Source organism: Leifsonia sp. 10L418 (assembly GCF_056395445.1).
In genome coordinates this window covers 138,666-159,924 of the sequence record NZ_JBFTJN010000005.1, presented here as the reverse complement: position 1 = coordinate 159,924, position 21,259 = coordinate 138,666, and the positions used below count along the sequence as shown (strand labels likewise).

At 61.7% G+C, this 21,259-nt stretch carries 21 protein-coding genes; 12 read left to right on the top strand and 9 right to left on the bottom strand.

What is annotated here, in order from left to right; translation table 11 throughout:
• Positions 1 to 180: 180 nt before the first annotated feature.
• On the bottom strand, positions 181 to 1,308 hold the full coding sequence (locus AC1DCF_RS12400; protein ID WP_477211331.1) for a YihY/virulence factor BrkB family protein: 1,128 nt from the start codon (positions 1,306 to 1,308) through the stop codon (positions 181 to 183).
• A gap of 328 nt (positions 1,309 to 1,636) precedes the next feature.
• Here AC1DCF_RS12400 and AC1DCF_RS12395 point away from each other — a divergent pair, with 328 nt between their 5' ends.
• Both AC1DCF_RS12395 and AC1DCF_RS12390 read left to right on the top strand, forming a co-directional pair.
• Entirely contained in the window at positions 1,637 to 2,524 is an 888-nt protein-coding gene (locus AC1DCF_RS12395; RefSeq protein WP_441791262.1) for an SDR family oxidoreductase, read from the top strand.
• Positions 2,478 to 3,053, top strand: a complete 576-nt coding sequence (locus tag AC1DCF_RS12390; RefSeq protein ID WP_477211272.1) for a DUF6328 family protein — start codon at positions 2,478 to 2,480, stop codon at positions 3,051 to 3,053. Before AC1DCF_RS12395 ends, AC1DCF_RS12390 begins: the two co-directional genes overlap by 47 nt.
• A gap of 70 nt (positions 3,054 to 3,123) precedes the next feature.
• On the opposite strand, the gene AC1DCF_RS12385 is transcribed toward AC1DCF_RS12390, so the two are convergent.
• A complete protein-coding gene (locus AC1DCF_RS12385; protein WP_477211271.1) occupies positions 3,124 to 3,468 on the bottom strand; it encodes a hypothetical protein in 345 nt (114 codons plus the stop codon).
• A gap of 469 nt (positions 3,469 to 3,937) precedes the next feature.
• On the bottom strand, positions 3,938 to 4,117 hold the full coding sequence (locus AC1DCF_RS12380) for a hypothetical protein (RefSeq protein ID WP_441791265.1): 180 nt from the start codon (positions 4,115 to 4,117) through the stop codon (positions 3,938 to 3,940).
• A gap of 469 nt (positions 4,118 to 4,586) precedes the next feature.
• Between AC1DCF_RS12380 and AC1DCF_RS12375 the strand changes: the two genes are divergently transcribed.
• Together AC1DCF_RS12375 and AC1DCF_RS12370 are read left to right on the top strand one after the other, a co-directional pair.
• The gene (locus AC1DCF_RS12375) at positions 4,587 to 4,886 is read left to right on the top strand and encodes a hypothetical protein (protein ID WP_477211270.1); all 300 of its coding nucleotides are present in this window, start codon (positions 4,587 to 4,589) and stop codon (positions 4,884 to 4,886) included.
• A 153-nt stretch (positions 4,887 to 5,039) separates the two neighbouring features.
• On the top strand, positions 5,040 to 5,306 hold the full coding sequence (locus AC1DCF_RS12370) for a DUF7218 family protein (protein WP_441791267.1): 267 nt from the start codon (positions 5,040 to 5,042) through the stop codon (positions 5,304 to 5,306).
• Between the two features lie 27 nt (positions 5,307 to 5,333).
• On the opposite strand, the gene AC1DCF_RS12365 is transcribed toward AC1DCF_RS12370, so the two are convergent.
• Both AC1DCF_RS12365 and AC1DCF_RS12360 read right to left on the bottom strand, forming a co-directional pair.
• Positions 5,334 to 5,807 carry a hypothetical protein gene (locus AC1DCF_RS12365; protein ID WP_477211269.1) on the bottom strand — a complete coding sequence of 158 codons (474 nt, stop codon included), beginning with the start codon at positions 5,805 to 5,807 and terminating at the stop codon, positions 5,334 to 5,336.
• A 68-nt stretch (positions 5,808 to 5,875) separates the two neighbouring features.
• Positions 5,876 to 7,762 (bottom strand): transketolase, encoded by a 1,887-nt coding sequence (locus AC1DCF_RS12360; RefSeq protein WP_477211268.1) that lies wholly within the window; start codon positions 7,760 to 7,762, stop codon positions 5,876 to 5,878.
• A gap of 387 nt (positions 7,763 to 8,149) precedes the next feature.
• On the opposite strand from AC1DCF_RS12360, the gene AC1DCF_RS12355 reads away from it, so the two are divergent.
• From AC1DCF_RS12355 to AC1DCF_RS12335, 5 genes are all read left to right on the top strand, one after another.
• Entirely contained in the window at positions 8,150 to 9,526 is a 1,377-nt protein-coding gene (locus tag AC1DCF_RS12355) for an Nramp family divalent metal transporter (RefSeq protein WP_477211267.1), read from the top strand.
• Positions 9,527 to 9,811: 285 nt separating this feature from the next.
• Positions 9,812 to 9,991, top strand: a complete 180-nt coding sequence (locus tag AC1DCF_RS12350) for a hypothetical protein (RefSeq protein ID WP_477211333.1) — start codon at positions 9,812 to 9,814, stop codon at positions 9,989 to 9,991.
• 44 nt (positions 9,992 to 10,035) lie between these two features.
• A complete protein-coding gene (locus AC1DCF_RS12345) occupies positions 10,036 to 10,332 on the top strand; it encodes a hypothetical protein (protein ID WP_477211266.1) in 297 nt (98 codons plus the stop codon).
• 82 nt (positions 10,333 to 10,414) lie between these two features.
• The gene (locus AC1DCF_RS12340; protein WP_477211265.1) at positions 10,415 to 10,597 is read left to right on the top strand and encodes a DUF2795 domain-containing protein; all 183 of its coding nucleotides are present in this window, start codon (positions 10,415 to 10,417) and stop codon (positions 10,595 to 10,597) included.
• Positions 10,598 to 10,680: 83 nt separating this feature from the next.
• Complete coding sequence (locus AC1DCF_RS12335) at positions 10,681 to 10,854, top strand: CsbD family protein (protein WP_477211264.1); 174 nt, start codon at positions 10,681 to 10,683, stop codon at positions 10,852 to 10,854.
• 89 nt (positions 10,855 to 10,943) lie between these two features.
• Here the strand turns inward: AC1DCF_RS12335 and AC1DCF_RS12330 are convergent, their stop codons facing one another.
• The 4 genes from AC1DCF_RS12330 to AC1DCF_RS12315 form a co-directional block, all read right to left on the bottom strand.
• A complete protein-coding gene (locus tag AC1DCF_RS12330; protein WP_477211263.1) occupies positions 10,944 to 11,105 on the bottom strand; it encodes a hypothetical protein in 162 nt (53 codons plus the stop codon).
• A gap of 45 nt (positions 11,106 to 11,150) precedes the next feature.
• Positions 11,151 to 11,660: a YciE/YciF ferroxidase family protein gene (locus tag AC1DCF_RS12325; RefSeq protein WP_477211262.1), complete on the bottom strand. Its 510-nt coding sequence runs from the start codon at positions 11,658 to 11,660 to the stop codon at positions 11,151 to 11,153.
• An 889-nt stretch (positions 11,661 to 12,549) separates the two neighbouring features.
• Positions 12,550 to 13,956, bottom strand: a complete 1,407-nt coding sequence (locus AC1DCF_RS12320; RefSeq protein WP_477211261.1) for an FAD-binding oxidoreductase — start codon at positions 13,954 to 13,956, stop codon at positions 12,550 to 12,552.
• A gap of 68 nt (positions 13,957 to 14,024) precedes the next feature.
• Positions 14,025 to 17,291, bottom strand: coding sequence for an ATP-binding protein (locus AC1DCF_RS12315; protein ID WP_477211260.1), 3,267 nt, complete (start codon positions 17,289 to 17,291; stop codon positions 14,025 to 14,027).
• A gap of 390 nt (positions 17,292 to 17,681) precedes the next feature.
• On the opposite strand from AC1DCF_RS12315, the gene AC1DCF_RS12310 reads away from it, so the two are divergent.
• From AC1DCF_RS12310 to AC1DCF_RS12300, 3 genes are read left to right on the top strand one after another with little or no spacing between them, the layout of a single operon-like run.
• Positions 17,682 to 18,047, top strand: a complete 366-nt coding sequence (locus tag AC1DCF_RS12310; protein WP_477211259.1) for an ArsR/SmtB family transcription factor — start codon at positions 17,682 to 17,684, stop codon at positions 18,045 to 18,047.
• Complete coding sequence (locus AC1DCF_RS12305; protein ID WP_477211258.1) at positions 18,044 to 19,693, top strand: SulP family inorganic anion transporter; 1,650 nt, start codon at positions 18,044 to 18,046, stop codon at positions 19,691 to 19,693. Before AC1DCF_RS12310 ends, AC1DCF_RS12305 begins: the two co-directional genes overlap by 4 nt.
• A gap of 2 nt (positions 19,694 to 19,695) precedes the next feature.
• Entirely contained in the window at positions 19,696 to 21,255 is a 1,560-nt protein-coding gene (locus AC1DCF_RS12300) for a multicopper oxidase family protein (protein ID WP_477211257.1), read from the top strand.
• Positions 21,256 to 21,259 lie beyond the last annotated feature (4 nt).

The following is a 21,259-nucleotide window of genomic DNA, read 5'->3' as shown; positions in this document are numbered from 1 at the left end:
CTTCATCCCTCCCATCGGTTGAAAACGTCGATTTCTGACACCCATTGTGGGGGCAAACTTTTTTCTCTGTCAAGAGGTGGAATGCCCAAAATGAGGATGTGAGAATGGCTGACGGCGCTCCGAAACCGAATGCTGTCGGGTGCGTCTTTCGGTCACCCTACTGGCCCAGGATCAGGGCTTTCACCGGGGTTCGCTGCCACCATCTGAAGGCGGGGCAGCCTGCTCCTCCCGTATAGCCCGGCCGCTTTCGACATCCCTTTTCTCCTTCTCGCGTGCCTTCTCACTCTGCTTCGTGTCGCGTGGCGGAAGCTGAATAGTTTCCTCCGCCTCGATCCCGCCCTGGAGTTCCCGGCCTCGTTCTATCTCGGCATTAAACTCGGCTCCGAAAAGGAGCGAGAGGTTTGCCAGCCACAGCCACAGGAGGAGCACGATTACCCCGCCGATGCTGCCGTAGGTGTTGTTGTAGTGGCCGAAGTTCGCCACGTAGAAGAAGAAGGCCAACGACGTCAACGCAAGCACGACGAGGGCGATCACTGAGCCCACGCTGATCCACCGAAATTTGGGCTGCTTGACGTTCGGAGTGCCGTAGTAGAGCACGGCGATCATGACAATGGCGAAGGCGATAAGGATCGGCCATTTGGCAAAATTCCACAGCTGCACTGCAGCATCACCCAGGCCGACGGCATCGCCGATTGCCTTCGTGACGGGCCCTGATATGACGAGCAGGAGTGCCACGACGACTGCCAGCACGAGCATCACCACCGTGATCAGAAACATCACCGGGCGGAGCTTCCACAGCGGACGGCCCTCGTCGACTTCGTAAATGCGGTTCATGGCCTGGGCGAATGCGCCCACGTAGCCCGACGTGGACCAGATCGCCCCGAGCAGGCCGACAGCAAAGGCGAAACCGGCCCCCGGCGCACTGGCCAATTGTTCAATGGGCTGCTGGATAATCCTCACTGTCGACTCATCCGCCACGCTCGCCACAATCTGTAGGACGGCGTCGGTGGCCTGCTTAGCCTGACCGAAAATCCCGAGAAGTGACACGAGCGCCAGTAACGCGGGAAAGAGTGCCAGAAGGCCGTAATACGTGAGAGCGGCAGCGAGCGTGGTGCATCCATCCCGGGAGAATTCGTGCAGGGTGCGCTTGAAAATGTATCTCCAGGCAGGCTTCACCACTTCCGAGATCGCGTCAGGTTTGCGATTGTCCTCAGCGTCGGGAGCGCGTTGCTCCTTTGCGACGCTGTCGTGGCGACTCTCTCCCTGATTCCTCCGAGCATCATCTGACATGGTCCGCTCCCTTCGCATCAACGTGCCGATATTTCGGGGTGGCCTACGCCCGCGACTCGCCCTGAGCCAATTGGGTCGCTGGCGTAGCGGGTGATGATCCGTTTGGGATTGCCGACTACGCCAGGCACGCCACGAATCACAACACGATGCTCTCAAGGTGCGCGGGAATTTCAAGGCCGTTCCGATGTTCCAAGGCCAGGCCTACACTTGCGTCGAACGAGGCGAAGCGGCCGACTGACGCAAACAGAACCAGTTTTTCCGCGCAGCAAAAGTGGGCAAGACAGGCACGCTCCGACCGCGACCAACTCAAGCCAAAAACAACCTACACGCGAGGGAGAGGACCGCCATGGCTCAGGCAAGGGACAACGCAAACCCCGTCACGACGTATCGAACTGAGGGTTTTCCCGAACAGCAACAGGATCAGCCGGGACTCACTGGATTGATGGATCCGCGACCTGACCACGGCGAGGAAACCTACGTCGGCTCCGGCCGACTTGTTGGCCGGGTGGCGCTCATTACCGGGGGCGACTCGGGCATTGGGCGTGCGGTAGCCATTGCGTATTCCCGCGAAGGAGCCGATATCGCGATCACCTACTTGCCCGAAGAACAGGCCGATGCAGAAGAGACGGTAGCGCTGGTGCGAGGCGCCGGCCGAGAAGCGCTCCTACTCCCCGGAGATCTCCGCAATGAGGGCTTCAGCCGAGGGCTTCCTGCCACAGTCATCGAAAAGCTGGGCGGACTCGACATCCTGGTGCTCAACGCGGCATACCAGCAGAACAGAGACGGGCTGGAGAATCTCAGTACCGACGAATTCACACGCGTCATGGAAACAAACCTGTACTCCACTCTGTGGATTGCCAGCGAGGCGCTCCCACATTTACGCCCAGGCTCCTCAATCATCACCACCTCGTCGATTCAAGCATTCAACCCGTCCCCGAACCTGATCGACTATGCAATGACGAAGGCGGCCCTTGTGGCGTTCACCAAAGCATTGGCGCTGCAGGTCGGGTCTCGAGGAATTCGGGTGAACGCGGTCGCTCCTGGCCCAATCTGGACACCGCTCATTCCAGCCACATCGTGGCCGAGCAAGCTACCCACGTTTGGCCAAGACACGCCGCTCGGCCGGGCAGGACAGCCCGCAGAATTGGCCCACACCTACGTGTACCTGGCATCCACCGACGCATCCTATGTATCGGGAGCGGTCATCCCAGTCACTGGCGGGAAGGGTCTCTGAAGCACCGGTTCGAAGAGAGAAGAATTTACCTATGGGTATACCGCCCCGCTCTTCACAAGCCGGTGACGGGCGCGAGGAAACTCCAAACGAACGATTCGATCGGAATTGGAACGATATTCTTCAGGAACTTCGGGTGACACAAACGGGAACCCAGATCATCAGCGGATTCCTTCTGACCGTGGCTTTCCAGCAGCGTTTCGCAGAGTTGGACAACTTCCAGATGACTGTGTATCTCACACTCGTGATCCTCGCCGCTTCGGCGACGGCTGTCGGCCTTGCACCGGTGAGCTTGCATCGAACCCTGTTCAGGCATCACGAGAAAAGGCAGACAGTCGAAATCGGTAATCGGCTCTTGGATGCCACGCTTGTCCTTGTCGCCCTTTTGACCGGCGGCGTCGTCCTGTTCATTTTCGACGTCGTGGCTGGTCTCTTCGCCGGTGTTATCGCCGGCACCGTCATTGTCGTGCTGCTCGCGTTTGTTCTCGTGGTGCTCCCCCGCTCCGCTCGGCATCGCGGTCCGGGGTATTAAGTCTGCCGCAGTACACACACCGCCGCAGCTCGGAGGCACTGCCATGAGTGGGATACCGTCGCGGACGATGTCATGAATCGATGAGCTTCAGCAAGTTCTTGGACGCGGTCGCAATATCGTCGTGATCGTTTTGTGCGGCGCGCGATTCAAGGGAGATGACCGCGCAACGATGCACCCGAGAGAAGTCGCCGAAGGGAAAGCTGTAGCGACCCTTCGTGTGAGCTGGCTTATCGGTATCAATTCCCAAATGCCATCGAGAATACTCACCCCACCCTTGGTTCTGGAGGAAGTCGTTCTGTTCGTCCGTGGAGGGCGCATCCTCGCTCCAGGCGTCGCGCTCGTCACGAACAACCTTGCCATTGCTGACGAGTTTGCGGGCAAAGGTGAGCGCGGCGCCGTTCAGTTTCACCGTCATCATTTCTCCTCAGGGTGAGGGGACGGCGCGCGGTTCCTTACCGATTCGCATAGACGTGCAATGCGAGAGCCGCTATTTGAGCTGCGAATGAACATCCTCACTGTCTCGGCCGTCCAGATTCACGGCGACTATACGCCGCGCTTAGCCCAACCGAAAGAGACTTGCCCGGGGCATGTATGAGAGCTTTGCCGGAGGAGTTGCTAGCAAGGGAGAAGGTCCGTCTTGAAGGCGTGCTGCCGCGTTCAAACGAAGGGGTGGGTCACCCCGACCATGGCCCACCCCCGGGGGGTTGCGCGGTTATCGCCCGCGTCCAGATCTCCTCAACGAGATCTATGGGACGACCTTCGGGACGCATCCCCCGGTTATGACCCAGTTTACGACCGCAAACAGCCCAACGAAAGGAAGCGAGGCACAGCGCGGCGATCCAGAGACCGGAGCTGGGCGTGAAGGCCGCTCTACGAGGTCTTCATTAGCTTTCGTCGTCTTCATCGTCGAAGTCGTCGTCTGTGCCTTCGGGGCCGTCTCCGACTTCATCGAGATCAGGGATGGGGTTGCCGAGAGCATCGCCCTTCATTTCTTCTGCCCGGTTGCGTTCCGGCGTCGTGCCTTCCTCCTCGTCAGGAGGGTTCTCATTCATCGGGTCGCTCATGTGCTCAACCTCCTCATTGCTTCTTAATCTACGGATCAGGCTAGGCAGGCTTTCCACTGCCGGCAAGAGTGTCGCAACCCCTCGCGCCCGCGCGGAGGTCCGGCCGCAGAGCCTCCAGACCTACCCAAATCACCCCTCGTCAGATCTGACAGGCGCGCGTACCGTGGAAGCATCCTCGTCGCAGCACCGACAGGGACTACGTGATCGCTTCATCGTTCGTTCCACTGGTCCGGCCATGGGAGGTCGTTATGCAACTACGCAGCGTCATTCTGTGGAGCGCACTCGTTGGTTTCATCGCTGGCGTCCGGGTCAGCCGCCCGAAGGGCGAATCCGTCGGTCACCAGCTTGTCCGTCTCTTCACTGACCCGAAAGCCAAGCGGCAACGGACCGCAATGCGCCGCCGAGCCAAAGCTCGAGCCCGCAGAGCCTCGGCAAGATTCGCTCACCAAATCGCGAAGTAGGAGGCATCATGAGTTCAACCGGCGACAACCCACTCGACCCAACTAAAGGCGGGCCTGCCCGCCTTGCCCACGAAACAGCGGAGAAGCTGAAGGGAATGGCCGGCAACGTCGCGGAAGCTGTTGGGGATGTCGCATCCCGCACCGGGGAGTCGGCGCCCGACGTCGGCTCACTCGTTCAGGGTTCTCTCGACGAGTCGGCAGGCTTTTTACGCCGACAATTGCGCGAACGACCTGCTCTCGTCGTGGCCGCCACGGCACTGGCCGCCTTTGTAGTCGGCCTCGCTCTCGGCCGCAAGTCGATGCGATGACCGAGCGAAGGCAAAAGACGGATCCGTCAGTTTTCGCAATTCGAGTGACGCAAATGTATAGCCTCATCTTTGGGTTTCACTGACCAGGTGCTTGGCACCGACGAGGACCTATCCCGACCGAAACAGAGAGCGAAACAGAAAGAAGGTGTCCTGATGCCCAAGGACAAGACTTCCCGGCTCAAAGACCCGGAACTGTATGAGGCCCTTCGTGACGACGGAGCCTCCAAAGAGAAAGCCGCCCGAATCTCGAACGCTGCCGCCAAGCAAGGACGATCGGCTATCGGGCGCAAGGGCGGAACCGCCATCGACTATGACGAGCAGACCGTCCCAGAACTGAGGAAGCGGGCCAGCGAGCTCGGCTTGAGCGGCTACTCGCGCATGCGCAAGAGTGAGCTCATCGATCTGCTGAGAAACCATTGAGTGTTGCATAGGCCGTTCGCTTTCGCGCTAGCGATCTCCGCCACTTGTGATATCCGTCTGCGGATATTCTTCACCAGGATCAGTTTGCTCGGTCGGATGTCGAGGGTAGTCACCGTTGGCCTGGGGCGACGTGCCCGGGTAATCTCCGCGAGGTCGGTCGTCGGCTGTCGGGTCCAGTGTTTCAGCCTTCTTGGCCTGATCATATGAGTCGACGCGTTGGCCCTGGGCATCCGCCTCGCGCTGGGCGGACTCCCGGCGCAGTCGCTCCGCGTCGACCTCAGCCTGCTCCGCGTCTGCGCGGGCGCGGGCAGCTTTCGCCTCATTCTCACGCGCATCCAACTCAACCTTTTGGGCATTCTGACGCAGATTAGCGGCCTTCTGCCTATCAGCAGCACGCTGTTGCTCCTGCTTACGTTGGCGTGCGAAGTAGACGATCAATCCGACGATTATCACGACAACAACAATTCCGACAATGATCCAAACCAACGACGTTGTGCCCATGAGATATCCACCACTTTTCGTCTCCGGAGGAAGGATGCTCCCAGTAAACTCCGCTGGTCGCCGGACGACTAGCGCGCGGAAACTCCAACGAGGTTACGTGCCGCTTCGACGATGTGGCGCGCGGAGATGCCCGCGGCGTTGAGAAGCTCAGCAGGCTCGCCCGACGAGGGAAGGCCGTTGACGGCCAAAATTCTGACGTGCAAATCTGGCAGGTCGGCGTCGGCGAGGGCTTCCACGACCGCACCGCCCAGACCGCCCTCCGGATAGTGGTCTTCGACGGTGATCAGGCGACTACCAGTTGCTCTGCATGCGTCAACGAGAGTGTCCCGATCGAGCGGTTTGATCGAGTACAAGTCGATGACCCGAGCCGCCACATCCTCTTTCGCCAGTTCCTCGGCCGCAGCAAGGCATTCATGCACGGTCACGCCCGCACCGATGAGAGTCACGTCGTCGTTCGGTCCGGCCCGATGAACCTTGCATCCGCCGATCGGGAATTGCTCATCTGACGCGTAAATCACTGGGTACGCTCCACGCGTGGCACGGAGATAGACGATCCCTTCGGTATCAGCCATCGTTCGCACCAGCGAGGCCGTCGACGGGGCGTCGCAGGTATAGAGGACCACCGACGAATGGATGGCGCGCATCGCTGCAATATCCTCCAACGCCATCTGGGACGGCCCGTCCTGCCCAATCTCAACTCCGGCATGGGTGCCCACCAGCCGAATGCTCACCTCGGAGACGCCGGCCATTCTGATGAAGTCGTATGGTCGCGCAACGAGAAACGCGGCGAAACTCGCGGCGAAGGGGATGTAGCCACGCACGGCCAAGCCCACTGCAGATGCCACGAGTTGCTGCTCGGCGATGAACATCTCGAAATAGCGCTCCGGGCATACGTCGCGAAATTCGCCAGCATGGGTCGAGTTGCCGACTTCGCCGTCGAGCACGACCACCGTCGGTCGTGCGGCGAGGGCCGAAAGCGCGGCACCAAACGCTGCCCGTGTCGCCACCTTCTCTCCGACGTCCCAAGTAGGCACGGTCACCGGAGCATCAGGGTTCGGGGTAATGGCCGACGTGCCGGCTTCGGGGAGGGCCGTGGCGATTCTGAGGTGAGTCACGCCGCCCAACCCGGAAATGGCGCGATCAGCCAGGTCCGGTGGCAGCGCTTTCCCGTGCCAGCCGTTCTTGTCTTCGATCTCCGGAGCACCTTTTCCCTTGATGGTGCGGGCCAACACGACGGTGGGTTGATCGGGATTGGATCGGGCTTGGGTCAGTGCGCCATCGATCGCGTTCAGATCGTGACCGTCGATGACGATGGCACGTGCGCCGAAGGCCTCGACCCGTCGGGCATAACGGTCCATCTCCCACTGCAACTCGGTGGGTCCGTTTTGGCCGAGCCTGTTGACGTCGACGATGGCGGTGAGGTTGCCAAGCTTGTAGAAGCTCGCCTTGTCCAGCGCCTCCCAGACCGACCCCTCCGCCGTTTCACTATCACCGCAGAGCACCCACGTGTGGAAATCAAGCTTGTCCAAGTACTTTCCGGCCAAGGAGATACCGACCGCATCCGGCAGTCCCTGCCCCAGCGACCCGGTGGCGACATCCACCCACGGCAAGCGGGGCGTCGGATGACCCTCTAGACGAGAATTGAACTGGCGATAGCTGTAAACCAACTCCTTCTCATCGACGACACCAACGGCCCGGTACATCGAGTAGAGCAACGGGGAGGCGTGCCCCTTCGAAAAGATCAGGTGGTCGTTGTTGGGCCCCTCGGGTGCCGCCCAGTCGTACCGAAGATGACCGACCAGGAGCACCGCCATCAGGTCGCCCGCCGACAATGAGGATGTCGGGTGCCCGGAACCCGCTTGGGTGCTGCACCGGATCGAATCCACGCGAAGTTGGATAGCCAGGTGCCGAGCGAGGTCCAGCTGCTCGCTGGTCATTGCCGTCATTGCCGTCATTTCAATCGGTCCTTTCCGAGAGAGCAAACATGTTGTAGCGCGCCCCCGCGCCACCGGCAGTCATTGCCGACAGGCCGCGTTCCCCATGAGTCGCGGTCGATACCGTCCAGCGGATTTTGCGCCGAGGTGGATTTGCTCGACGGGATTAGGCGTTCCAGATTGAGGTCGGATCACTGATCCTCCTGGTCGCGCACGAGGACACACTCGACGCGACGCTTTCATGTTGCGCCTGGTGAAACGGGCGGACAAGCAATTCCCAGAAAGATACAGGAACCACGACCCCGGCCCATTTGGTACCCCACGGTGGCAGGATGACGATCGTTGACCGCCGACACAGCGCTGCGTAGTGTGAACAACGCAATTGGCGGATCTACGTCAGGAGTGGCTATGGGGCAGGACACCGAACCGGCCGGGGGCATTCAGCCCGACGGACGCCCTGAGAAGGACGAGGAGCCGAACGAGTCCAGCAAGAAGAAGCGTTCTCCGATCGTTCGTTTCTTCGCAGTTCTCGGGCCAGGAATTGTTACCGGAGCATCGGACGATGACCCGTCTGGCATTGCAACGTATGCGCAGGCCGGTGCGACGTACTCCTATGGTCTCCTTTGGACGGTCCCGGTCACTCTGCCGATGATGATGGCCGTGCAGGAAATTTGCGACCGAACAGCAGTTGCCACCGGTAAGAGTCTCGGCGCTCTCATGCGTGAGAAGTTCGATCGCAGAGCTCGAATCGTCCTCGCCATCCTCCTTGCAGCACTCATCCTGGCGAATGTCCTCAACATCGCCGCCGACCTCATGGCTGTCGGAGAGGGAATGAACTTGGTCGGGGCCGGTCCTGCCCAGGTCTGGAGTGCCCTTGCCGGAATAGCAATTGGGCTCACACTGATTTTTGGATCGTTCGAGTTCATCTCGAAGATCTTCAAATGGTTGTGCCTAGCCCTGTTGGTGTATGTCGCCGTCTTGTTCGTATCCCACGTGGACTGGGCGGACGTTCTTTCCGGACTGTTGGGTTTGCAGATCAGCCTCGAACCCGCCTACGTTGTTCTGGTCGTCGCCATCCTGGGCACGACGATTTCGCCTTACTTGTTCTTCTGGCAGAGCGCAAACCGAATTGAGGAAATGCGCGCAGAGGACCTCAAGGGGAGCCAAGCACCAGCGCTGGACGATCGAAGTTCTCTAGGAGCCGTCCGGAAGCTCCGCAACAGTCGGATCGATGTCTTCACCGGAATGGCGTTCTCGGCCCTCATCATGTTCGCCATTATCGTGGCGACGGGAGCGACGCTTGGTGTCAATGGCAAGACCGTGCAGAGCGCGGCCGATGCCGCGAAAGCTCTTGAACCAATCGCAGGGAGCGCGTCGACGTATCTATTCGCCGCTGGCTTCATCGGATCCGGCGTCCTAGCGGTGCCGGTCCTTGCCGCGTCCGGATCCGCAGGGATGGCTGGCCTTCTCGGCAAGAACTGGGGACTCGAACGCTCCCCGCGAAGAGCACCCGTCTTCTACACGCTCCTCGGTACCGGAACGCTTCTCGGCACCCTCCTGAGCGTGTTCCGTGTGGACCCGATCGGTCTCCTCGTACTCAGCGCAGTGGTCAACGGGATTGCGGCGGGCCCGTTTCTGATCGTGACAATGCTGATAGCACGCGACGCGAAGATCATGGGCAAGTATCGCAACGGCAAGCTCGCCAGCACGCTCGGATGGGGAATCACCCTCATCATGTGCGTCGCCGGGATCGCCGGAATCTGGTTCACAATCACTGGTAAGTAGCCGAGGGGGCGGATATCGCCGATCTACCTCGAAATAACGAATGCGCGCATCTCAGTTCGCGCTTCCTGCACAGCCAGATCCATCGGGCCGGGGCGCTCACCCTTGACAGAGACACAGTTCCCTTTTGTAATAGGAGCATTCAAACCGATTGTTCTGTACTGCATTCGAGAAACGTCTTTCGAGCCGTCAACGAGGCTCCAGCGATGTGGAGATCAGGATCTTTCGAGCGCGATGGAATCTCTCAGATGCTGCCGTTACAGGATCGTCGTATCCGAGGATTGGGGAGTGACTGAAATGACTACATTGGTTGTCATCGTCGCGATCGTCGCGATTGTTCTCATCTTTTTCGGCGGGTTTGTCCAAGCCGTTCAATGGTTGATCTGGGTCGGCATCATCCTTCTCGTCATCGCTGTCATCCTGTGGCTGCTCCGATACATCTCAGGGCGAAGCAACACCAGCGTTTGACGCCGATCAGCCATGTGTTGATATCGCTGATCGATGGAGGCACTATGCGTAACGCTTTCTATGGCATCGACGGCGTGGGCAATTCAATTCCTCCCGTGTCCGCGACCGCGTCTGAAAATGACATTCTCGTCCAGTCCATCTCGGATTCTCAGTGGCGAGTTTGCGATAGACGATTCCGCGAGCATGATGCGCATCATCTGCTCGGCTTCATTGAAAGAGTGGTCGATCGATTCGAAGTGATGCAGGTCGGAACGGGCTTCGAGTGGTTTCAATTTGACACTTTGAACTCGGCGATCGCCCATTTCACGGGCGATTCAACGAGCTCCGATAAACCAACGTGAACCGTGCGCATTCCCGTTTGTTCTGCCATTACCGAATTACCCCATTTTGTTCCTAGCACCGCAAAACTGGAGCTCGATAAAGATGGTCCTATCAAGTGATGTTCAAAAGTACTTGACCGGCATCGACTACCCCGCAGATCGCGATGACCTTGTACGAGTCGCAAGTGGAGACGGAGCGCCGACGGATATGGTCCAGCTGCTTCGCGATCTCCCGGCTCGTAACTTCAATGGCCTGAGAGATGTTGACGTGGCCTTGGCGGAGTAGTCGAGAGCGTGGTGGCCGTCGCACCTGAAAGTCACGAAGAGTTTATTGATCGGCTCGGGAACTACGAGAGGAGGTGGGAAACCATGAGCAAGGCGGACAAGGTTAAGAACACAGCCGACGAGGTAACCGGCAAGGCGAAGGAAGCTGTGGGCGACGTAACCAATAACGACGAACTCCGCGCAGAAGGCAAGACCGACCAAGCGAAGGCTGATTTGAAACAGGCCGGCGAAAAGGTCAAGGATGCGTTCAAACACTGAGTGAATGGAAGAACCCCACCGATCATGATCGGCGGGGTTCCCTTTGTTATCGACCTGCTGGCATCGGAGCCTACACAGATTCGCTCAGGTCACGGCAGGTCCCCATCCTCGCTGTCGTCGTCGTCGGCCATACTCTCGGCCATTTCGTGCGCACGATCGGTTTTCCTGGGCTCATCCTCTTCAGGCTTCTCGGCTGAGGGCACGACGAGATCCTCCTCAGCGACTTCGCTCTCCTCTTTCGGGTCACTCATTTCATTCCTCTCGTGTGGTGCAACTCACCAGTTCCATGCGATGCCCTAACGGGATGGAATCTCCTTGGCGATGCCCTCCGCGGAGATCATTTCCGCGGCTTTCAACAACTTCTCGCTTGCTGCGACCTCTTGGTCGTAGTTCTCCTTCAACAGACCCAGGACTTCAGCGGCGCCCCGGGCCTTGGCGTTGACCATGAGAGTTTCGTAGACGGCCATTTCATATCGTTCAGTCTCTAGGCCGCCGGCGAGCAAAACCGCGTCGACGATACTGGGCTCGGTTTTCGCGATTGACGCCTTGCCTTCTTTTGCAAGGCCTTTCGTAGTCGGCGAGGGAAAATCGTGGATCTCCTCACCCAGAAGAGCGAAGCACCTCTCAAGGTTCTCAATTTGGTGGCGCGTTTCCGCAGCGTGTGTATTGAAAAGCTCCTTCAACCTCACACGCGGAGTCGTCGTCTCGAGCGTTTCGAGCATCTCCAGGGAGTCCCGTTCCATCGTCAGCGCCGAGCCAAGCTTGTAGCTGAAGAGCTCTTCCGGAGTATTGAAGTGTTCAAACATTGATCTTCCCTTCATCTCGAATTCGTCTACGAGGTGGCAGGGAGAATTCTTCTGGGATGCGATAACGCTATGGGCTGGGTTTCGAACGGTTTGTCGAACCGAACCTTGAATTCCCCACGCAAGCCAGGTGTCCCACCCAGCCGTCCCACCTCGTTTTTGTCGGTATACGCACTAGTCAACCTTGGAAGATCCGAACCAGAAAGGGGTAGTAGAAGGCGCGGCCCGCGCGTACCATTCCGGCTTCGAACGCCCCGCAGACCACTGACTAATCGCCTTAACCGACACCACGCGCCTCCGGCTGCGCCGAACATCGCAGCGGCCCTAGTCGCAGGCGTCTTGTTCGGATCTGACGAACCGACAGTCGTTGAAACTCTCGCAGCTACTCGCGGGAAGCCGCTGGAGCGGTCCCTTCGATGCTGCCGAGCCGGAGAACACAGATCCCAACAAGCATCTACCACGGTGGCGGTCTATACGAAGTGGCGAGGGTTCGCTGATCGTTTCCTCGCCGTAACGCACTCTGGGCGAGCGCGACCCAGCCGGTTTGAACGAACCGCCCGAAAGGGCTCACGGCGCGAACATAGACCGAGGGCGACTCGGGCGCCGAGGCGACCGAGGTCTGGTTGGCAGAGGAATTGGACATCGTGGTGCTCCTGGCTACACGAGATGCGCTGAGGGGGCTCAGTCTCGATCGATCCCCGGATGCGACATCGAGGTCATTATTAATTAGCCATCCGTTTGTCGCGATGGCGCTTGCACGTCCGGCTCCCGCCGCGGCAATAGCCTGAGCGGACGGCGTCGCTTGGAACAGTCATGCCGTCGGCCAGTTCACGGTCGCCAGTCGCATGGAACGCACCCCGCGGTTGAGGCGGGACCGACGATGGCAATGCGTTTATACCGTGGGGGCTATGTTCTGGTTCAACCGGAACAGATTGGTGGGGTCGTATTCGTTCTTCAGTTCCACCAGACGTCGGTAGGTGTCCGGCGGGTACGACGCCCTGACCAGCGCCGCATTGGTCTCACCGGTGAAGTTCACGTAGGCCGCAGCGTCCGGGCCGAGAGCGGACGTCACGCCCCGGGCCCATTCAACGACATCCGCAAAGCCTTCCGCCGTCGGTGTGCGGGCAATAACGTTGACGACGAATCCCTGGTCACGCAGCGCGAAGGCCGTTGCGTCGGCCGGAACCCGGCCCACCGCACCGCCCAGGTGGTGCAGGTGAATCTCCGCCAGAGCGTTGGGCAATGCCGCAAACGAGTCCAGCAGCACGCGCACGGACGCGTCGTCAACGGTGCGGAGGAATGCCGAGCGGAAATAGTTGTGCACACCGCGCGGGTACAGCGGGTCCAGCGCCTGCTGCCACCCCGCATATGGGTTGGCCGCGAAAACATCGGCGATAACCGTGCCCAATGACCGGAAGGGGGCGGTGGCGGCCTCGCCGGCATCCGGATCGCCGGACCAGCACCCTGCCACAGCGATGACTGGCTTGCCGTGCACCGATTCTGGCAGGAACGGAACCGGCGGCGCCGTGGTCATGTTGACCAGCGTCGTCAGTTCATCAGGGGCCGCCGCGCAAGCCGCCCGATAGCCACGCAACACCTGCTCCGCCTCATCGGCGGGGTAGAAAACCAGGCCGGAAAGGACGGTGGGCCCCACTTCGTGCAATTGATAGTCGAACGACGTCACCACACCGAAATTGCCGCCGCCGCCGCGCAGCCCCCAGAACAAATCGGGGTGCTCCTCGGCACTGGCGTGAACAAACTGCCCGTCAGCGGTGACGACGTCGGCGCCGACCATGTTGTCGGAGGCCAGTCCGTGTTTGCGCATGAGCCAGCCGATGCCGCCCCCGGTGGTGAAGCCGGCGATACCGGTCGAGGACACCAGGCCACCTGTCACCGCAAGCCCGAATTGCTGGGTCTCTGCGTCCACGTCTTTCCAGGTGCAGCCGGCCTGCGCCGCCACGCGGCGGCGTTCAGGGCTGACCCGGATCCCCTTCATCAGCGAAAGGTCCAGCACGATGCCGTCGTCGACGGTGGAAAACCCGGGGATCGAATGGCCGCCGCCGCGAACAGCCAGCGGCAACCCCTCGCTGCGGGCGAAATCGACCGTGCGAATCACATCGGCCACACCCGCACAGCGTGCGATGAGCGCCGGGCGGCGATCATGGGCCCCATTCCAGACGCTGCGTTCGTGGTCATAGTCCTCGTCGCCCGGCCGGACGACCCTGCCGCGCAGGCCCGCTGCGAACTCTGCGATGGTGGCCTCCCCGATGCGGGTCGACCCAGTCTGAGTCGTTGTCATGATGCGTTCCTCCTGTTTGTTTGTCGGATCCATTTGCCAGATCCGGGAGCAACGCTATTGAACCGGCCTCAACGAGAACTCAACACGATCTCAACATCGCCACCCTGGCCCCGCCTGCGCAGTGCGGCCAGTCGCTGACCGGCGATGACGCATCTCGTTCGGTCGAAAATCGCCGCAACGCTGTCAATTTCGCGGGTCGTCCGATGCTGGTCGCCGAGCTCGTTGGACAGCTCGGCGACCATCAACCGCTGCCAGCCGGTGAGTCGTAGCCAAGGGGCCACCCTCTCGGCCGCGCGCCTGTACATTTCCCGCGCTGCCCGAACCTCCCCGGAGATAAGTTCGACAGCCCCCAGAATGGTCAGGGTAGCGCCCAGCCCCACCTGGTCTCCCGCAGACTCGAACGTGGAAAGGCAACGCCGAGCGTCTGTCAGGCCACGGTCGATGTCATCGCCCATGGCGCGAAGCAGGGCGAGGTTAAGCTCGGTCAGCAGCTCGCCCCGCCGGTCGCCCAGGCCGTGCCGGAGCTCCCGAGCCAAAGACAGGGCCTCATCGGCCGCGCTGTGGTCGCCACAGTCGCGCTGAATACAGCCCAGCTGGTGAAGCGCCTGCGCCCGGGCCAGGTCATCGCCCAGCCACGCGAAATGTTCGGCTGCCTCCGCGACGACGGATGTCGCCGACGGCGGGTCCGCCGACAGCCGGGCCGCGTAGCCGAGCGCGGACAGCACATAGCCTTTGGCCTGGATGACGCCGACCCGCCTGCCCAACAGCATGGTCTCCTCGACGCAGGGGACCAACCGTCCGGCGATCGGGACTAGTTGCAGGCTCGGCGTGATCACCGGCAAGAAAGGTGGAGCGCTGGTATCGGACTGGGCGAGTTCGCTCAGGCAGATGTTCAGGTGACGGGCGGCGGACGATCCGTCTTCACGGGACAACGCGCACTGGCCCAGAAGCCAACTGCTGGCAGCGGCATGTTCGGCCCTGCCCCTCTCGACTGCCTCGGTGTGGATGTCGGCTGCCAGCTGTTCGGCCTCGTCCAGGTCGAAAGTGCCCCAGGCGAGTGAGGTCTCAACGAGCCGGGCCATTACCACCTCGTCGGGTTGGCCAATCTGTTGCACGATCGCCAGGGCCTCCGCACCGAGGGCCCGATGCCGATCGCTGCGACCCTGCCTACTGTCCAGTCCGGTCAGACCGATCAGGGCGGCCGCGCGAGGCCGGGTCGGGTCCGGTGCCACCGCCAGGGCACGCTCCACCCAGCGCGCTCCTTCGATCGCGTGACCGCGGAGAAACCAGAACCGCCACAGGCTCGCGGCGAGCCGGAGCGAGGTCTCTGGCTCGTGGGCGCACGACCAGCGCAGCGCTGAGCGCAAGTTGTCGTGCTCACGGTCGAGCAGCTTCGGCTGTTCGATGACCACTCCGGTGGCCCGTTCGGGATTGCGGGCGACGGCGAAGGCAAGGAAATAGGCGCAATGCGCTGCCGACAGCTGAGCCGCCTCACCCGCACGATCGAGATTCTCGATGCAAAACTGGCGGACCGTCTCCAACTGCCGGTATCGGGTCCCGGCGGCACTTCTTTCACTGATCACCAAAGACTTGTCCACCAACCTGGCCAACAGGTCGAGCAGTTCGATTTGCTTGAGGGGCGGGTCAGCGCAGACTGCCTCTACGGCGTCGAGAGTGAATCCACCCGCGAACACCGACAGCCGACGCAACAGAACCTGTTCCGGCTTGGTGAGCAAGCCGTGGCTCCATTCCAGGGTGCTGCGCAGCGTCTGATGCCGCGTAACGCCGTTGGTCCCTGCACCAAGGATGGACAAGGCATCGCCCAGCCGCTGCACGATCTCGGCAGGCTCGAGAACGGCCGTTCTGGCCGCCGCCAATTCCAGGGCCAGCGGCATCCCGTCGAGCCGTCGGCACAACTCGGTCACGCCGCGGACGTTGCCGAGGTCGAGAGCAAACCCCGGCCGGACCTGCGCTGCCCGCTCAACGAAAAGCCGAACGGAGGGCAGTCGGCCCAGCTCGGCCAGGTCGGGAGCGTCGGTCCCGATGGGCGAAGGCACCGTCAATGACGGCACACGGAAGGTGTACTCGCCGTCGACATGGAGCGGCTCCCGACTAGTGGCCATCACTTTAACCCCAGAAGATCCGGCCAGCAACGCGACGACGAGTTTCGCACAGGCCACGAGCAGATGTTCGCAGTTGTCCAGAACGAGGAGCAGCGAACGTCGCCGCAGCTGGTCGACCAGCGCTTGTACGCGGTTTGATGCCGCGCCGGAATCCAACCCGAGCACCTCGGCTACGGCGTCGGCCACCAGTAGCGACTCCCCAACCCCCGCGAGGTCGATGAACCAGACCCCGTCCACGAAACCGGAACGAACGTTCTTCGCGGCCTCCAGCGCCAGCCTGGTCTTGCCGCTGCCGCCGGCCCCGATGAGGGTGAGTAGGCGGGCACGGCCGATCAGCCGCTCGACGTCAACGAGTTCACGCTCGCGCCCGATGAAACTTGTCAACGGGGAGGGGAGAGAGCCGAGGGCGTCTTCGTTGCCGGACTGGTCGGCGGGCTGGTGGGGGCGTTCTTCGGGCGGCGAACCGGTCAACAACTCGCGAAACAGTCCCGCCGTACGGGCGTCCGGGTCGGTCCCGAACGCATCGAGGAGGTCCTCGACCAGCCGCTCATAACGGGCCAGTGCCTCCGAGCGCCGGCCCATTCCAGCCAGCACCACCATCTGGGCGCGCACGGCCCCCTCGTGGAGCGGGTCGGATTCGAGCGCACGGGTGAGGATGGCCAACGCTTCCTCCGGTGCGCGCCGCCCCGCAATGGACCCCAGTTTCACCAGTACCTCCCGATGGGTCTCCCGGAGCTCATTGCGCCGCGTCATCAGCCAATCCGCATCCGGCAGATCGGGCAAAAGGTCACCGCTGTACAAGTCGGCCGCTTCGCGCAGGCTTGCCTCGACACCGGAGGCCAACGCTGCCACGGCCGAACGCTCGAACTGCAGCACATCGACTGCGACCGGGCCCCTGTCATCGAGCACGACTTCTCCACCGCGGATGGCGAGTAAGCCGTCGTCTCCGGCTCCCAGCCCCGCGAGTGTTTGACGCGCGACGTACAGAGTCTGATGCAGATTCCGTGCGGCGGCCACCGGCCCCAGGTCGGGCCACAGACGGTCCAATACCTGTTCGCGACGACGACGCTGACTGGGCGCCAACGCCAGCATCGCCACCAGGGCCTGAGCCTTCCTCAGTCGCCAGCGGCCGTTCTCGACGGTGTTCCCTTTAATTTGAACGGCGAACGAGCCGAGCAACTGGATACGCAGCCCGCTGTGGGAAGGCTTCATGATCTTTCAGTATCCGCCCGTCTCCCGGTGTTGTCGAACAAAGAAATTTCCCGCGCACCGCTGCCCCTGACCTCGCGCCGCCCGCAGGCAGCCGATGCTCGACGGAAGGTGCGATGCGTTCGTCTGTTCCGATTCCAGGGAACCTCTGGTCGCACGACATGGTGATTACTGTCGAGGACAATCCGCACGCTCTTGTCGACCTGCTCTGGATCCGGGAGGCTTGGAATCTGCAGCCAGCTGGAAACGATCACCCTCCTCTGCTCTCGGACGAATCCGTCAAGACGCACGCTCGAACGGAAGCGTCAGACCGAATCAAGACCTGGCAGAGCGGTATGATGAATCTATCAAGTCACCATTTCGCAGAATCACAACGAATTCACGAGGAGACGCATGGCATTCGGCAGCGATGAGCGGCCCCTGTACGAGATCAAGGCGAATCTGTTCAAGGGCCTCGCCCATCCTTATCGCATCCGGGTGCTCGAGATTCTCGCGGGTGTCGTGGAGGCACCTGTCTCAGACCTGCTCGCTGAAACCGGACTTGAGGCTTCGCATCTCTCACAGCACCTCTCGGTGCTGCGCCGCTACGGGTTAGTGGTATCGGAACGACGAGCAAGTGTCGTCTACTACCGTCTGGCATTCCCTCAGGTCGCCGACCTCTTGCGAGTGGCCCGTCTATTGCTTTCGGAGTTGCTCCAGGATTCGCAGAGACACCAGGCCTCGGCCCTTACTCTGCCCGCGATCTCCCCTGCTCCATGACAGCCTCATCGCGGTCGATGAGATCGTTGCTACCCAGCCTTCGGGACTATCGGGAGCTTCGCCAAAGCTGGCGCGGCGACCTGGTTGCGGGTGTCACGGTCGGCATTGTGGCACTCCCTCTTGCCTTGGCATTCGGAGTGAGCTCCGGTGTGGGCGCCGAAGCAGGTCTCATCACGGCGATCGTCGCCGGTTTGGTCGCCGCAGTGTTCGGTGGCTCGAATGTTCAGGTGTCGGGGCCGACCGGGGCGATGGTGGTGGTGCTCGCCCCGATCGTGGTCAGCCACGGCGCCGGTGCCGTTGTGCTCATCAGCATCCTCGCGGGCGTCATCGTGTTGCTCGCCGGCGCACTTCGTCTGGGGCGAACGGTGAGTTACATTCCTTGGCCGGTGATCGAGGGATTCACCGTCGGAATCGGTGTGATCATCTTTCTCCAGCAGGTCCCTGCCGCAGTCGGTATGAGCGGCGCCGGGCACAGTACCAATGCCGTGATCGCCGCCATCGAATCTGTTCGAGGCGCGGGTTGGCCGACCGCTCTCCTCCCGCTTGCCACGGTTGCAGCTGTCGCGCTCATCATGCTGCTCCTCGGCCGCATCAGCGGTCGACTTCCGGCATCCTTCATGGCGATCGTGATCGTGACGCTGGTCGCATCCCTCCTCGGTCTGCCATTGGACACGATCGGTGAGTTGCCTCACGCGCTCCCACTCCCGATGTTGCCCACGATGGATGCGGATGGCCTGCTGAGCCTGCTGGGTCCGGCTTTCGCCGTCGCGGCTTTGGCCGCGATCGAATCGCTGTTGTCGGCTAGAGTCGCCGCGTCCATGGCTGACACCGGCCCGGTCAACGCCGATCGTGAACTCGTCGGACAAGGACTCGCCTCGATCGCGTCGGGGTTCTTCGGCGGGATGCCCGCCACCGGCGCCATCGCCCGAACCGCGGTCAACGTGCGATCCGGCGCTAGAACGCGGGCATCGGCGATCGTGCATTCGCTCGCCCTCCTCGCCGTCGTCTATTTGGCCGCGAACGTGGTCTCGGTGATCCCGTTGGCCGCCCTTTCAGGGGTGCTCATGGTCACTGCGGCCAGGATGATCTCGCCCACCGTCATCAAGCAGGTGATGCGCTCGACCCGCTCCGACGCGATCGTGTTCGTGCTCACCGCCATCATCACGGTGAGTTTCGACCTCATCATTGCCGTCGGCATCGGTATCGCGGCTGCCGCGTTCTTCGCCCTGCGCGCCCTCAGCAAGGCCAGCGGAGTTCACCGCGAGGAGCTTCCGGGCTCCCCCGTGGCCGGCGATGAACGGATCGCACTGTTCCGCATCGACGGCTCGCTCTTCTTCGGAGCCGCCGAACGAATCCTCGACCGCATCAATGCCCACGAAGGTATCGAGGTTGTGATTCTGCGCCTGTCCCAACTGCAACTCATCGACGCCACCGGCGCGCACACCCTCACCGAACTCGTCACCGCCCTGGAACGACGCGGAGTCACGGTGCTCATCAAAGGCATCAGGCCCGAACACCTGCACGTCCTTGAACGACTCGGCGTGATTGGATCACTCCGCCACTCCAACCACCTCTTTGTCGAACTCGAGCCCGCGATCGCGCACGCCCGCTCCCACATCAGTCGAGCGGCCAACGCCACCGTATGAGCGTGAGCAAGAGCGCCGGCGGCAGCGGCAGCGGCAGCGGCCAACAGACACCAACGGATGGTCCACCTCCGATCCGGATCAGCCGTCGAACGTTCCTCGTCGGCCTGGGCACGCTCACCGCCATCGGAGCGGGCGGGTACTGGCTCACCGAGGGACATCCGCAGAACCCAGGGTCATTGTTCGCCACTCCCCTGCGCATCCCGCCGCTGCTGGAGTCGGAAATCGTCGACGGCGAACGGGTCTTCCGGCTGAGCGCCAAGGCAGGCGAAACAGAACTCGTGCCCGGTGTCGTGTTCGCGACGATGGGGTTCAACGGCACTCACCTTGCGCCGACGATACGAGCCGCTCGCGGAGAACACGTGCGCATCCACGTCACGAACGACCTCACGATGCCGACCACAGCGCACTGGCACGGCATGATTCTGCCCGCTAGCCAGGACGGCACCGCACACCAGAGCATCATGCCCGAAACTACGTGGACTGCGGCCTGGCAGATCGACCAACCAGCGACGACACTCTGGTATCACCCGCATCCGCACGGGCAAACCGAGTTACAGGTCAGCCGAGGCATGGCCGGCCTGTTCCTTATCGACGACGCGTCGTCGGACAGGCCGTCTGGCCTGCCGTCCGACTACGGCTTGGATGACATCCCGCTGATTATTCAGGATGTCACCGTGCAGTCCGGGGGCACGCTTGCAGGGACGCCTGTCACCGCGCCTATCGGTCGAATCGGCAACACCGTGATCGTCAACGGCACCTACCAGCCGCACTTTCAGGCGAGCACGAGCCTCGTGCGCTTTCGCATCCTCAATGCCTCGGCGGCTCGCTGTTACAACGTGGAGCTCGATGCCCAGCAGACCTTCTACCTCGTCGGCACCGATGGGGGCCTTCTGCCCTCGCCCCAGCCGCTCACCAGTCTGCTGATCTCCCCCGCCGAACGCGCCGAAATCCTCATTCCGGTGCCCCGGAACGCCGATCTGATTCTTCGTTCTGTGCCGCACGATCTCGGCATGAGTCACGGCGACAACATCATCTCCGGCGCCGAAGACACCTTGGATCTTCTCCGCATCACCCGAGCGACCAGCGCGACGACACGAGAGCTTCCGGTCGCGCTGTCCTCGACAGCGCTCCCTCACAAGGCGGACGCCGTCACCGAGCGTCATTTCACACTCGGCGACACGACGATCAATGGCCGGGCGATGGACATGAACCGTGTCGATACCATGATTGCCGCCAACGCCACCGAGCTCTGGACGGTCTCGAATTCCTCTGACCGTGCCCATAACTTCCATATCCACGGAACTCAGTTCGCGGTCAACGCCATGAATGACGAAGCAGCGGCAGTTCAGAACCGGGGCTGGAAAGACACCGTATTCATACCCGCGGGGCAATCCGTCGAACTCATCGTGCCGTTCAGCTCCTTTGCCGACCCGACGACCCCCTACATGTACCACTGCCACATGCTGTGGCACGAAGACCAAGGCATGATGGCGCAGTATGTGCTCACCGACGGGGAGCACTCAGCTGCATCCCTCCCCCTCGACGACGAAATGCACCATTGAGTCG